Origin of the sequence: Collinsella sp. CM84Y_54 (assembly GCF_036317945.1) — a bacterium.
GTDB lineage: Bacteria > Actinomycetota > Coriobacteriia > Coriobacteriales > Coriobacteriaceae > Collinsella.
Genome location: NZ_JAWQCX010000003.1, coordinates 73,013 through 85,762, shown reverse-complemented (window position 1 = coordinate 85,762; position 12,750 = coordinate 73,013). Strand labels below are relative to the sequence as shown.

Annotated in this window: 14 protein-coding genes and 2 tRNA genes; 1 reads left to right on the top strand and 15 read right to left on the bottom strand. The window is 60.4% G+C overall.

Going from position 1 to position 12,750, the window contains the following annotated elements:
- Positions 1-9: 9 nt before the first annotated feature.
- Entirely contained in the window at positions 10-183 is a 174-nt protein-coding gene (locus tag V2391_RS05620; RefSeq protein WP_006235069.1) for a DUF6724 family protein, read from the top strand.
- Positions 184-339: 156 nt separating this feature from the next.
- Here the strand turns inward: V2391_RS05620 and proC are convergent, their stop codons facing one another.
- The 15 genes from proC to V2391_RS05545 all read right to left on the bottom strand — a co-directional run bounded on the left by proC (position 340) and on the right by V2391_RS05545 (position 12,714).
- Positions 340-1,110 carry a pyrroline-5-carboxylate reductase gene (proC, locus tag V2391_RS05615; protein ID WP_329738538.1) on the bottom strand — a complete coding sequence of 257 codons (771 nt, stop codon included), beginning with the start codon at positions 1,108-1,110 and terminating at the stop codon, positions 340-342.
- 73 nt (positions 1,111-1,183) lie between these two features.
- Positions 1,184-1,654 carry a 23S rRNA (pseudouridine(1915)-N(3))-methyltransferase RlmH gene (gene rlmH, locus V2391_RS05610; protein ID WP_329738537.1) on the bottom strand — a complete coding sequence of 157 codons (471 nt, stop codon included), beginning with the start codon at positions 1,652-1,654 and terminating at the stop codon, positions 1,184-1,186.
- 6 nt (positions 1,655-1,660) lie between these two features.
- The gene (locus tag V2391_RS05605) at positions 1,661-2,599 is read right to left on the bottom strand and encodes an SPFH domain-containing protein (protein ID WP_329738536.1); all 939 of its coding nucleotides are present in this window, start codon (positions 2,597-2,599) and stop codon (positions 1,661-1,663) included.
- Positions 2,600-2,905: 306 nt separating this feature from the next.
- A tRNA-Leu gene (locus tag V2391_RS05600) sits at positions 2,906-2,992 on the bottom strand.
- Positions 2,993-3,035: 43 nt separating this feature from the next.
- Positions 3,036-3,953, bottom strand: a complete 918-nt coding sequence (locus V2391_RS05595; protein WP_329738535.1) for a TatD family hydrolase — start codon at positions 3,951-3,953, stop codon at positions 3,036-3,038.
- Positions 3,943-4,803: a 16S rRNA (adenine(1518)-N(6)/adenine(1519)-N(6))-dimethyltransferase RsmA gene (gene rsmA / locus V2391_RS05590; protein ID WP_329738534.1), complete on the bottom strand. Its 861-nt coding sequence runs from the start codon at positions 4,801-4,803 to the stop codon at positions 3,943-3,945. Before rsmA ends, V2391_RS05595 begins: the two co-directional genes overlap by 11 nt.
- 107 nt (positions 4,804-4,910) lie before the next feature.
- A complete protein-coding gene (metG, locus tag V2391_RS05585; protein ID WP_329738533.1) occupies positions 4,911-6,512 on the bottom strand; it encodes a methionine--tRNA ligase in 1,602 nt (533 codons plus the stop codon).
- A gap of 69 nt (positions 6,513-6,581) precedes the next feature.
- Positions 6,582-7,460: a 16S rRNA (cytidine(1402)-2'-O)-methyltransferase gene (gene rsmI, locus V2391_RS05580; RefSeq protein ID WP_329738532.1), complete on the bottom strand. Its 879-nt coding sequence runs from the start codon at positions 7,458-7,460 to the stop codon at positions 6,582-6,584.
- Positions 7,461-7,466: 6 nt separating this feature from the next.
- Positions 7,467-8,528 (bottom strand): glycoside hydrolase family 5 protein, encoded by a 1,062-nt coding sequence (locus tag V2391_RS05575; protein WP_329738531.1) that lies wholly within the window; start codon positions 8,526-8,528, stop codon positions 7,467-7,469.
- A gap of 476 nt (positions 8,529-9,004) precedes the next feature.
- Positions 9,005-9,077, bottom strand: a tRNA-Phe gene (locus V2391_RS05570).
- 135 nt (positions 9,078-9,212) lie between these two features.
- The gene (locus tag V2391_RS05565) at positions 9,213-9,497 is read right to left on the bottom strand and encodes a hypothetical protein (RefSeq protein ID WP_329738530.1); all 285 of its coding nucleotides are present in this window, start codon (positions 9,495-9,497) and stop codon (positions 9,213-9,215) included.
- A 131-nt stretch (positions 9,498-9,628) separates the two neighbouring features.
- The gene (locus V2391_RS05560) at positions 9,629-9,763 is read right to left on the bottom strand and encodes a hypothetical protein (RefSeq protein WP_329738529.1); all 135 of its coding nucleotides are present in this window, start codon (positions 9,761-9,763) and stop codon (positions 9,629-9,631) included.
- Between the two features lie 58 nt (positions 9,764-9,821).
- Positions 9,822-10,181: a DUF192 domain-containing protein gene (locus tag V2391_RS05555; RefSeq protein ID WP_329738528.1), complete on the bottom strand. Its 360-nt coding sequence runs from the start codon at positions 10,179-10,181 to the stop codon at positions 9,822-9,824.
- Complete coding sequence (locus V2391_RS05550) at positions 10,178-10,654, bottom strand: TadE/TadG family type IV pilus assembly protein (RefSeq protein WP_117746898.1); 477 nt, start codon at positions 10,652-10,654, stop codon at positions 10,178-10,180. The genes V2391_RS05555 and V2391_RS05550 overlap by 4 nt, the downstream gene beginning before the upstream one ends.
- Positions 10,654-12,714, bottom strand: coding sequence for a hypothetical protein (locus V2391_RS05545; RefSeq protein ID WP_329738527.1), 2,061 nt, complete (start codon positions 12,712-12,714; stop codon positions 10,654-10,656). Before V2391_RS05545 ends, V2391_RS05550 begins: the two co-directional genes overlap by 1 nt.
- Positions 12,715-12,750: the final 36 nt, after the last annotated feature.

Sequence of the window (12,750 nt, the reverse complement as noted above, 5' to 3'; positions counted from 1 at the left end):
AGGCACCCAATGGACGCAGTTTTTTCCTTTTTGTTTGGCACCCGCACCGGTTTTGCCATCCTTTTCGCCGGCGGCATCCTGCTGTTTGCGATTCTTGCCTTTGTAATGGAGAAGCGCACCCATAAGATGTACGTCGACCGTGGACCCAAGTCCGAGGACGAGGAAGACAGCTTCTGGGACTAACCTGCCAAAAAGGGACAGGTTTATTTTGGTCGGTTTTATCTGGGCAAACGCCGGCGCCCCGCAACCGGAATCGAGCCGGTTGCGGGGCGCTTTTTGCTAAAGGGACAAAACCGCAGGAAAAACCTGCCAAAATAAACATGTCCTTTTTAGTCGGTTTTACTGGAGGGTGGCGTCAATGGCCTTGACCAGGGCGCTGCGCATGCCGGCATCCTCGAGCGCGACGACGCCCTTGATGGTGGCACCACCGGGCGAGCACACGGCGTCCTTCATTGCGGCGGGATGCTGGCCGGTTGCCAGCTGCAGCTTTGCCGTGCCCAGCACCATCTGGCTCACGATGCGATAGGCGTCAGCACGCGGAATACCGTGCTTGACGGCCGCGTCACCCAGCGCCTCAATCGCCATGGCGACAAACGCCGGCGCGCAACCGCCCACGGTACCACCCACAAACAGCAGGCTCGTGTCGAGCTCGACGACGGTGCCAAGCTTACCGAGCAGGTCGAGCACAACAGCACGCTGCTCGTCGCTGAGCGTAGAGGACTTCTCGCAGGCGATGACGCCCTCGCCCACCGAAACCGGCGTGTTGGGCACCGTCGAGATGTGTGCGACACCCGGCAGGACCTGCTCCCACTTGGCGCTATCCCAAGTCCAGGCAACCGAAAGGACAACCTTGTCGGCTAGGACGTCCTTGAGCGGAGCGAAGACCTTCTCGATCATGTACGGCTTGACCGCAGCAACCACGATATCGGATGCGGCGACAACCTCCGCCGCGTCACGACAGGCAACCATCCCACGCGTCTCACAGCGCTCAACCAAGGCGTCGTAGCGGCCCGCGCAGGCGCACATATCGCTCGCAGCCACACCGGCGGCGATCCAGCCATCAGCCATAGCGCTCGCCATATTGCCAAAACCGACAAATCCAATCTTCATATCTCATAGTCCTCTCAGACACGCTCTTCAAAACGAAGGCTATTGTCCCACGGCATTGTTTCGTATTGCCGACCTATTTGTGATACGGCTCGCCACGGCTGATCTTGCAGGCGCGGTAGATTTGCTCCAGCAGCACCACGCGCGCCAAGTTATGCGGCAAGGTAATGCGTCCAAAGCTGAGCATCTCGTCGGCTCGTGCGCGCACATCATCGCTCACGCCGTCCGATCCGCCAATCACAAAGGCGATGTCGCTGTTACCACGTAGCATAAGATCATCAAGCCGCGCCGAAAGCTCCTCGCTCGAGCGCTCTTTGCCCTCAATGGCCAGCAAGATCACATGCGCTCGAGGCGGCAGGGTTGCAAGAATCGCCGCCCCCTCCTTGTCGCGCGCGGCATCCACGCCGCCCGCTTTAACCGGGTCGATATCGGCCACCTCGCGGATATCCACCTTGGCATAGGCACCTAGGCGCTTGGTGTACTCGGCACACGCGTCCTTCCAAAAGCGCTCCTTGAGCTTACCGACGCAAACGACGGTATATTTCACGCGCGTCTACTCCTTCGAATCGTTTTGAACTTTGCCGGCGGTCAGCATCTGCTCGAACATCGAGGCCGACTGCGAGAAATCGCTCGGCAGCACGACCGTCGAGGTTTTACCCGTACGAGCAAACTCCGTCATCATCTCGGACCACTGCGTAAACATGAACAACTGGTTGGCCTCGTCGTTGCCGACACCCGTCTCCTGGATGATCTCGAGCGAATCCTTGATGCCCAGCGCGATGGCCTTGCGCTGGTTGGCGATGCCTTCGCCCGCCTTTTCCATCGCCTCGGCCTCGGCGGTCGCCTCGGTGACGCGCTTGATGCGGTCGGCCTCGGCGAGCTCCTGCGCAGCAGCGCGCTTGCGCTGGGCGGCGTTGATGTCGTTCATGGAGTTCTCGACCTCGGTCGGCAGCGCGATCTTGGTGATGAGTGTCGACACGAGGGTGAAGCCGTAGGCGGCCATCTGCCCGGACACGGTGGCGTTGACGTCCTTGGCGATGTCATCCTTCTTGGCAAAGACCTCATCGAGCGTGTAGACAGGGATGGAAGAGCGCAGGGCATCGGTGATGAAATCGCGCATCTGGTCGACGGGCTCCTGCAGCATGTAGTAGCTCTTGTAGATGCCCGAATCTGCCGGGCCGGCGCCCATGTCATAGCTCACGTGGTACTGAGCGGATACCTCAAGGCCGATGGTCACGTTGTCCTGGGTCTTAACGTCGATGCCGAAGCCGTTTTTCATGGTGCGCAGACTCACCGTGGCGGCCTTGCGGTCGATCACGGGCACCTTCATGTGGAAGCCCGCGTTGACGATGCGGTTGAACTTGCCCAGGCGCTCGATGATTACAGCATGCTGCTGTTCAACGACATAGCAAGCGTTGGGAAGCAGTAGCAACAAAATGATGATGGGAAGCAGAAGGCTCGTAAGAGCAGCGATAATACCGGACAACAGCATGGTCTCTCCTCTGATAGGTACACGTTGGCACTAGGATACCCGCAGGAAGCAGCCACGTGACACCAACAGGAGGCCCATAACAAAAAAGCCCCCATTGCTGGGAGCTCTTTCATTTAATGGTGCGGGCGAAAGGACGTCCGCGTATCCGCTTCGCGGATACGCACCGGCTTCGGCCGCCTGCCGGCGGACTCGCCAGCTCGCTAAAAACGCTCCGCGTTTTCTTTACGCTCGCTCCTTCACAGGTTCAAGTCCCTGCGATGGGCCCATAACAAAAAAGCTCCCATTGCTGGGAGCTCTTTCAATCAATGGTGCGGGCGAAAGGACTTGAACCTTCATGGGGTTGCCCCCATACGGACCTGAACCGTACGCGTCTGCCAATTCCGCCACGCCCGCGTGCAGGAATTAGAATAACGGAGCGCCATCGCGAACGCAAGAACTATTTTTGAAAAAGTTTGCGAGCATTTTCCCAAGCGGCCTGCGCAATCGTCTCAGCATCCTCGCCGGTACGATCGACGCGGTCATTGACCAGCGTGTTTGCCGTGATAGAAATCATTGCCGGCTCGCACTCAAGACCACGAATGGGCTCCGGCGCCATATACGGGCAATCCGTCTCGAACAAAATACGATCGAGCGGGGTTGCCGCAAATGCCTCGCGCACGTCGTCGTTGCGCTTAAAGGTGGCCGCGCCGCCATAGGCGATATAGCAGCCCAAACCCACAAAGCGCTCCATTGTGGCGCGATCTTCGCCAAAGCAGTGCAGCACGCAACCGGCCTGAGGCACACCTACCTCGCGCAGCACGTTGTACGCATCAACGTGCGAAGTGCGCTCCCCATCCGAGTCCTCGTGCCGCAGGTGCAGCTCCACCGGCACATTGCGGCGCACGGCAACTTCGAGCTGACGTGCCATGCAATCAATCTGCACGCTATGGGGCGCCGGCGCGATGTCGTCATCGTAATCCATGTGGTAGTCCAGGCCGATCTCGCCGATACCGGCGCACAAAGGATTATCGAGCGCGGCAACGACCTGCGCGTGAATGTCGTCGGTATAATCCGGCGCGCCATAGGGATGAACGCCAGCGAGATACTTGATCTGCGGAATATCCCGCATCGGTAGAATTTCGCGCACCAGCCAGTCGCTATAGTCCGTCACGCTGCGCTTGTCGGCGATGGGGTCGAGCATCGTCACCAACAGGTCGACGCCCGCGGCTTTCGCGCGCACGAGCGTCTCGGGCACTTCTTTGCCCCAAAACGAAAGCAGATGCGCATGCGTGTCGGCAAGCGGTGCCAAGGGCACGGGGCAGGCAACCGTCTTCTTTTTCTTGGTAAACGTCACGCGTTCGGCATTAGGCGTCATGGATTAGCTCCTGGGCCAGGCGGACAAAGTCAGCAACATCGAGCGTCTCGGCGCGCGTGGTGGGTGAGATACCGCAAGCCTCAAAGGCGGCATCGAGCACGTCCTTGGCAAAGCCGTTGGCGCTCATGGAATTGCGGATGGTCTTGCGACGCTGAGCAAACGCAGCGTCAATCACGCGGGCCACAAACTCGCGATCGAGTCCTTCGGGCACCACGCCGTCAACACGGTCGATACGCACGACGGCCGAGTCCACGTGCGGTGCCGGCATAAAGCAACGCGGCGGCACCTCAAAGCGACCCGTCACCTGCGCATACAGGCCGAGCTTTGCCGTATAGCCGCCATAGGTCTTATTGCCCGGCACTGCGGCAATGCGATCGGCAACCTCCTTTTGAACCATGACGACGGCGTGCTTGAGCGCGGGCATCGTCTGGAAGAACTGCAGGATGATCGTCGCCGCCACGTTATAGGGCAGGTTCGCGACAAATACCGTCGGCTCACCGCCCGCAACCTGCTCAATCTGCTCCGGCGTCACCCTGAGCGCGTCGCCCATGATAAAGCGGAAGTTGGCGTAGTCAGCGGCATGGGCATCGAGCACCGGCTCGAGCTCGGGGTCGGCCTCGATCGACGTGACGCACGCCGCCTCCTGCAGCAGCGCAAGCGTGAGCGTACCAACGCCCGGACCGACCTCGAGCACGCGCTCATCGCCCGCAAGCTCGGAAAGCTCGCAAATGCGCTCAATTACATGGTTGTCGATCAGGAAGTTCTGGCCCAGGCGATGCTTGGTCGCAAGGCCAAACTCCTCCAGCAGCTCCCTTGTTGCCGTGGGGTTTGCCAAAGGCGAAGTTGTCATAGTTGCCTCCTTAGCATGGTGGCGGCGTCTTGAAACAAAAGGGCATGGACCGTTGCGGCCATGCCCTTACATCTAAACAGCAAATTGCCGATATGGCGCGCGGCGGCTTAGCCCAGACGCGGGAACAGCGGCTCGCCCTTCTCGACGGGCTGACCACCGGCAAGCAAGCCCCAAGCGCAAATGCCCTTGAGGTCGTCGCTCGCGGCCTCGTCCTCGCAGGACAGGCGGCGCAGGACCTCGGCAGAGGTCTGAGGCATGAGCGGCATCAGCAGGTGAGCGGCAATGCGGATGGCCTCGAGCAGGTTGTAGATCACAAATGCCAGCTCGTCAGCCTTGGCCTCGTCCTTGGCAAGCGCCCAGGGCTCAGAGTCCTCGATGTAGTGGTTGGCGGCGTGGATGAGCTCCATGACCTCGTCCTTAGCTCCACCGTAATCGAGCACGTCCATCTTGGCCATGTAGCGCTCGACCAGGCCATCGGCGATCTTTGCCAGCGGGTTGTCGAACGCATCGAACGACGCGGGCTTGGCGGGCGCGCAACCGTCAAAGTACTTGCCGCTCATGTTGAGCGAACGCGAGATCAGGTTGCCCCAGCTGTTGGCCAGGTCGGCGTTGTAGACCTGCTCCATGCGATCGAAGCTGATGGCACCGTCGGTGCCGGGGACGACGTCGGTCATAAAGTAGTAGCGATAGCCCTCGACGCCTAGCATGTCGATAACGTCCTGCGGAGCGATGGCGTTGCCGCGGCTCTTGGACATCTTCTCTGCCTTGCCGGTCTCGGCATTGCGCACGGTCAGGAAGCCGTGGGCAAAGACATGCTCGGGCAGAGCCTCGCCGATGGCCATGAGCATGGCGGGCCAAATGACGCAGTGGAAGCGGATGATGTCTTTACCCACGATGTGGAACTGCGCAGGCCAGCGATAGGCCAGCTCGGCACGCGCCTCGTCGGTGTCGACACCGTAGCCGACGGCCGTCATATAGTTGAGCAGCGCATCGAACCACACGTAGGTCACGTGACCCTCGTCAAACGGGACCTGAATGCCCCAGTCAAAGCTCGTGCGGCTCACGGAAAGGTCGTTAAGGCCGCCCTCGACAAAGCTGCGCACCTCGTTCATGCGGAACGCAGGCTCGACAAAGTCGGGGTGCTCGTCATAGAGCTTGAGCAGCTTGTCCTGGAAAGCGGAAAGCTTAAAGAAGTAGGACTCCTCCTGCACGCGCTCAAGCGGACGGTGGCAGTCGGGGCACAGGTGCTGGCCGACGCTGCCGTACTCCTCGTCGCCCTTCTGGACCTGCGTATCGGTGAAGTAGGTCTCGTCAGGCACGCAATACCAGCCGTCGTAGCTGCCCTTATACAGGTAACCGGACTCCTTCATGCGCTCCCACAGGTACTGCACGGCATGATGCTGGCGCGGCTCGGTGGTGCGGATGAAGTCGTCGTTGGAAATCTCGAGCTTGTTCCAAAGCTCCTTGAAGTGCGGGGCCTGGCTGTCGGTCCACTCCTGCGGCGTCATGCCATGCTTGGCTGCGGCCTCGGCGACCTTCTCGCCGTGCTCGTCCATGCCGGTCAGGAACTTGACGTTATAGCCGGCGGAGCGGCGATAGCGAGCCTGAACATCGGCGATGATGGTGGAATAAGCCGTGCCCAGGTGCGGATCGGCGTTGACGTAGTAGATGGGCGTCGTGATAAAGAACGAAGGTTTGCTTTGATCCATGGGGTTTGTCCTCCAGAAAAACGTTGCATACAGGGGATGATTCTAGCGCAAGGGCTGGATATCCTCCATCTATTGCATATCGAGCACCATGGCATAGACATCGCGCTTGCGGCGCGAATACTTCTGAGACAGGCGCTTGGCCACCGCAGAGGCGGGCTCCCCCTCCTCAAGCGCGGCGCGGATATCCTCGCGCAGGGCCTCGTCGGGATCCGCTGCCGCGGCGCCAACCGGCACGATGCCGGCCTCCTCATCCTCGCTCGGCGGTGCGATGATCAGCGCAATCTCGCCCTTTACCTCGCCGCGAGCACGCAGCTCCTCGGCAAGCTGGGCGGCGGGTCCGCGCAAGACTTCCTCGTGCAGCTTGGTGAGTTCGCGGCAGACGGCAACCTCACGCTGGGGAAAGACCTCTGTCACGGCCTCGAGCGTCGCCACGATGCGATGTGGAGACTCGTAGAAGATGAGTGCGCCGGGCACCACGGCAAGGCGCTGCAAACGGCGCACACGGTCGCCGTGCTTTCGGCCCAAAAAGCCCTCGAAGAAAAAATGCTCGCAGGGAATGCCGGACGAAACGAGTGCCGTGACGCAAGCAGAGGGTCCGGGAATAACTTCGACAGGCACATCGGCCTCACGTGCTGCCTCGACCAGCGCCTGGCCGGGATCGGACACACTCGGCATGCCGGCATCCGAGGCAAAAGCGAGGGTCTCCCCTGCCAGCAGGCGGTCGACCAGGCCGGCGGCGCGGCTCGCGATCACATTCTCGTCGCAACGGACAAGCGGCTTGGAAATGCCCAGGTGCATCAGCAGCTTTGACGTCACACGCGTGTCTTCGCAGCAAATGGCATCGGCGGCGGCAAACGCCTCGCCAACGCGCGGGGACAGGTCGCCCAGATTGCCGATGGGTGTGCCGACCACATAGAGTTTGCCCGTATGGGCGCTGTTTTGCGTCATATCAACCTATTCAATCATGCCGCGCTCGAGCGTGCCGAGTGCCGCGCGGGCGTCCCATGCTGCAATGCGCTTCTCGGTCTTCCACGTTTGAAAGAACCAACCGGCAGCCGGCGCAAACGAAGCCAGCTGGTTGGCGATAAACACGCGTTCGTAGGCATTGCGGCCCTCGGGCGTGACCGACGAGTTGGCAAAGATCGCCGCACCCGACCATTCGCCCACCAGCACGGGGAACCCAGTCGAGATCGCTTCTTTAAGCTCGCGCTTGTTACGCGAAATCGCCGTCGTCAGCCCGCGGGGGCTCGTGATGTCGAGCGCATACTCGTCACGGTAATGGTACAGGTGAAGGTCCATGTAGACGTTCTTGTACTTGGCGCCGCGCATAAAATGCTTCCACTCGCTGGGATGCCCCGACGACGAGAAGACGACGATCTTATCCTCGGGCATATACGAACGGACGAGCTCGTAGGCATCGCGATAGAAATTACGCAGGTAGTGGGCCGGAATGCCATCCGTCATGGTAAAGAGACTCTTGCGGACACTCATCTGCGGCGTATCCAGCAGCTCAATGCCCAGCAGGCTTTCGGCCTCGCCGTAGCGATCGGCCAAGCGCTCGAGCACGTCGAGTGCGACATGACGGCCGTTGGTGGACGAATGCCACTCGGCAACAGCCTCCGGCGTAGTGGGCGAATCGTTGGAATCGCCCTGGCCACCGGGCACAGTTGCCAGATCGAGCAGCACGCGGATGTTGTACTTGTCGGCCCACTCAATAGCACGGTCAATATAATCGACGACCGAGATGTAGGAAGCGTCGGACTCCTGCGAGCCAAAGGCATACCACGGCACCGGCAGGCGCACGGCGTTGAGACCGATCTGCGCCATGCGGCGAAAATCGTCCTCACTCACAAACGTCTCGTAATGACGGCGCATGCGCTCGTTATAGGCGGCGGTGCCCATGGCCTCCTGCAGCTCGGCCGCGTTGGATGCACCGGTCGCCGCGTATAGCGACGGGGTCACCCAAGGCTCGGGAATAAACCAGCCAGAGAGATTAACGCCGAGTATCCTCTCCATCACTGCCCCCTTCGGATCGTGCAGGTCGAGCCTGCATCGTATTGCATAGGAAAAGTATCGTTTTGAGTATACCCGCGCGTGAGGACAGACGACCGAACGGTCTGCAAAGTGGCGCAAAAGCGGGAGGAATGTCTGGGGCGGACCCGAGCTAGTGCGCCGAGATGCGCACGCACGTCGGAAGCAAGCGCCGGAAAGCGCATCCCGCCTTCTCGTTCAATAACGGGATGCATTTTCCGCGGGTCCAGATAAAAGAAAAGGACCCCTTTGCAGAGGTCCTAGTCAATTCAAGGTGGCGGGGAAGGGAATCGCGTCCGCGCGCTGCGCGGACGGACCGCTGCGGCGCTTGCGCGCCTTGCGAGCTACGCTGGCAAACGCTTGCGCGTTTCCTCAGCTCCGCGCCCTCACGGGGTTCGATTCCGTGCATGGGCTACATTAAAGAAAAGGACCCCTTTGCAGAGGTCCTAGTCAATTCAAGGTGGCGGGGAAGGGAATCGAACCCCTGACACGAGGATTTTCAGTCCTCTGCTCTACCAACTGAGCTACCCAGCCATTTGAGGTGTGCCTTGTTTCAAGGCTTGATTAGTATAACCAAGGACGCGCTCCGGTCAACCGAGAATTTGAAAAAAGTTTTTGAGCACGACATCGGCCACGATCTCGCTCCTATAGAACGGCACGTCAGAAGCATCAACCAGCCGCAAGAAGTTTTTCACTCAGGGCCGCACGGGCAAACTCACTTGGCGTCATCCCCTCGGCAGCCGCCCGTCGACGAATAGCCTCCTTCATTCCCAGAGGAATCTTGACCGATAGCGTTGCCGTTCCCTCACCTGAGAGTGGAGGCCGTCCATGCACGATTCCGCCAACGGTGTGTTCGCCATCCGGAAACTCTCCGCGCTCGTACGACTCACACCACGCGTCAATCATTTCATCCGTTACAACCTGACCACTAGCGGTCGTATATGTCTCGCCCATCATTGACCCCTTTGCCGAGCTCGCTCGATCTCTTGTCAGAATTTCATCTGAACCGGAGACAAGGCATGAATAATGAGCCATCCACGAATAAGTTCGACCGCAACGAGCTCCACACTCCGTCCGTCCGGAAGTCATCCAATCGCAAGCCATCTCGGCGGCTCGTCTTCCGACTCGCGACGAATGCACTCGGTAATCGCAAGCCAAGCGCTAAGCACCTGCTTTTCCGTCAGGTGCTTTTTGGCGTTGGGATGAATCTCGACGTCCATGCATCTCCTCCCCCATCTTACCCAATTTCGTATGACGAAATTCCGCTGTCGCCAATTCTTAAGCCGGCACGCGTTGAAGAACAGCGGGCGAAACAATGACTGAAGGGCGCTCGAGTGCCGCCCAGGCACCGGGACAGGAACACATGCGCCAGGGGCGGACGTTTTCGTAGCGCGCGAGAATGTTGCCGCTACGGTCGATAAAGGCAATGTCGATGGGGTAGGCCATAAAGCAGGTGTGGACCGAAGAGCAGCGTGGGAACGCCATGACGAGCGGCAACCCGTTTGCGGCAATCGGCGACCGTCCCAGCATGCCGCGCAGGCGCACGGCAAACGACTCCGCCACCACAAACTCGGCAGGCGTCCAACCCAGCCTGTTGAGCGCCCGCGCGTAGGCAATGTAGGATGAGACCGCGGTCACATGACCACCCCCGGACGCCACGGGTCAACTGTCACTGCGCGCTCGTGCGACAACTGTGCCGGTGCCCCCAGCGAAACGCCGGCGATGCTGAGCGAGCTCGGCCACGGCTCGTAGCGCATGGTGCAGGTATAGGTCCTAAACGTACCGGAAAGCGAAAGCAGACCGCCATCCGATGTCGTCGTACCCTGCTCGCTCGAGACCTCGATCTGCAGGTCATAGCCTTCCATGGCATGTTGAATCTGAGCCTGAACGGTCACGGAGGCATCGATGGAGTCGTCGTCTCCCTCCCCGCTCGGAGCCACGGCGTGCGCCAGCACGATATCGGGCACCACGCGGTCGAAGCGCGCGACCGCACCGGCAAAGACCATGACGTTGTATACGATAAGCGCCAGAACCAGCAGGACGGGCGTGACCACGGCCATCTCGACCGTCGCCTGGGCGCGCTCCTCGCGCAGGCGCTTGCGGATACCCATTACGACCCACCGCCCAGGGCACCCGCCAGCGTGGCAACATCGACGGTAAGTGGGATGGAACCGCCGCCGGGCAGCGGAATCTCCGCTAGCGTGAACACCGTGCCGCTGATAGTGCGCTCGACTTGATATTCCAACGCCTCGCAAAGTGCCTTGGGGTCGGTCACGCCCAGCGGAATACTTCGTAGCTTGTCCTGCACTTTAGAAAGACCTGTGATGTCAGACCCAGGGCTCTTAATGACATTGGCGGTGTCGGTCAGCACCGGCTTTCGCAGGCGCAAGTCGCACGGCTCCAAGCCCAGCGCCGCCACGGACGCCGAAACGGTATCGCCGAGCCACGATGCAATGGAGCCCAGCCCGCCACTGTTCCCTCCCAGGCCATCGATCATCTCATCCATAAGCTCGTCGGCCGAGCCCTGGATGTCTCCGTATCCCACAAGCAGCCGTCCCCAAACATCCATGACACCATCGAGTACGCCGGCAACGCCACCCGAACGCTCCTCCAGCGTCGAGAAAAACCGCGAGAGAACGTTGTTCTGCGCCGTCGCGTCATCGGGCGCCAGCACCGCAGCAGAGATCGCGCCGTGATCGCCAAGCCTGACTGCCGTGTTAAACGAAGAGTTGAGCTCATCGGGGCTCGAGATGGCACCCGAAACCGCAAAGGCAACCACGCCGTTGCGACCGGGCGGGGCGATACGCGGACGCTCGCCCGAAAGCGCTTTAATGGCCTCGTCAAACGCATTGCCCGCACGGTCAGCCTCGTCCTCGGTCTGGCGCATGAGCTCAAGCTCTTTGTTGCGGCATTCGACGTAGTCTTCCAGAGCGTCTTTGAATCGATCAAAGTGGTACTCGAAGCCGTTTTCGATAGAAGTCGAAGGCGCTGCAACGGCGCCGAGCGACGAAACACCAAAATGGCATCTGTTGCATTTGTCCTGCCCGTCATAGGCAGCGACCGAGGCTAGCCCGCCTGGCGTCCCTTTCTTATAGTTGGGGCAGCTCGTTCCATAATGCAGATACGTTTTGCCATCATTGGCACTGGTTGGCCACACCGCATCGGTATAGAGTTCCGTCGCTCGCACCTCGTCAGTGTTGCGCGGCAACAGCGGGATATAGGAAGCGACTTCATCTCCGTCCTCGGTTACATATGCACGATTGACCTCTGTACTCGCATAGGTGTAAAACGCCTTGCGCGCCGCCGACTCCGCCTTCGTCTCGACGCTTGAACCCTGAGGTTTTTCGTCTGCCAGACGCTGACGGTAGTAAGCTTTTGCGCGGTCGAGCGCCACCTGTGGCTCCCACGCAACGCTCGAGGCATAATGCGGGTTCTGCTCACCTGAGAGCTTTGCCAAGCTCCCCGCGCGTTCCCACATGCATGAACAGCTACCGACCGAAGCCGGAACCGACCCGCCGCAATCCGCAAGCCAGGCGCGTTCTTTTGCTTTCGCCGTCTCCTCCGAGGCTTTCCGCAGCTCATCTGCTGCGCGTTCCAGATCTTTCGATGTGTCTTTAATCGCATCGGTCGAAATCTCGGATCCCTCGAGCGCAGCAAAATCCGACTCGGACGTCCTGGGCACGGCAAGCGCCGTACCGGTATAGGTCACGCCCTCGGTATCCTGCGCCGACACGGCCTGCGTAGCTCGCGCAGCGACCAGATACGGCAGAGCCGTCTCGATTTTCTGCAGGCCCTTGGAGGCGCTTTTGGCAAACTTATTGCGCGTTTTAATAATCTCGATTCCTGTGTCGACCATATCGCCCGCGGCAAGCTCGGCGCCTGGAATAAGAATGGCGACCAAGCCGGCGCCGATCGTAGCAAACCCCGCCAGCCCCAAACTCAAAATGCTCGCATCCACCACCGTCGCAGCCGTGTGGTAGGACGACACCACATTGGCGCCTGCCAGCGCGCCGCTATCGGCAGCCACCTGGGTGTCCCCCGCGCGCGACATGCTCCATATCGCCGCCGTCGACGAAAACAGTAGCGTAAGCACCACCAAGATGACCACCGCAGAGGAGAGCGTGGTGTAGGCACCGTCTTCGATAAACAGGTCGATCCCGGCTTGACCCATAAAGCCGCCCCGCTTGCAGCGAGCATGCGGTCGGCA